Raw genomic sequence first — 507 nt, 5'->3', positions numbered from 1 at the left:
ATATGTTGACGAAGTGCTCGACGCCCCATTCAAGGGCCAGTTCTGCTACGTTGCGGGTGCCGCCTACGTTGTTCATTATGGCCTGGTCAACATTTACTTCCATCATGGGAACGTGTTTATGTGCTGCAGCGTGAAACACTACTTGAGGTCGAAATGTCTTGAAGACCCGCTCAAGTTTCTGACGATTTTGGACGTCGGCAATGACAAGCTCATATTTCAAGCCAGGAAATGAAGTTTTAATCTCAAGCTCAAGCTCAAATAAGCTGTTTTCGCCACGGCCAAGGAGGATCATTTTTTCAGGATTAAATCGAGCTACCTGGCGTACGATCTCGGAACCTATGGAACCCCCGGCGCCCGTTACGAGTATGCTCTTACCCATAAGATACTTGGATATGGCGTCAATGTCGAGTTTTACAGGTTCCCTCCCCAGCAAGTCTTCTATATCTACATTCCGTATTTGCGAAATCGATACGGCCCCAGAGAGAACTTGATAAACGCCGGGAATAA

Annotated in this window: 1 protein-coding gene; it reads right to left on the bottom strand. The window is 47.3% G+C overall.

From position 1 onward, the window contains the following. On the bottom strand, nt 1–507 hold a 507-nt coding region (locus tag HMPREF1705_RS10530), incomplete at both ends, for a polysaccharide biosynthesis protein (RefSeq protein WP_131725258.1).

Origin of the sequence: Acetomicrobium hydrogeniformans ATCC BAA-1850 (assembly GCF_000160455.2) — a bacterium.
Taxonomy (GTDB): Bacteria; Synergistota; Synergistia; order Synergistales; family Acetomicrobiaceae; genus Acetomicrobium; species Acetomicrobium thermoterrenum.
The sequence above is the reverse complement of the archived record's forward strand: the minus strand, read 5'-3'. Positions and strand labels throughout refer to the sequence as shown.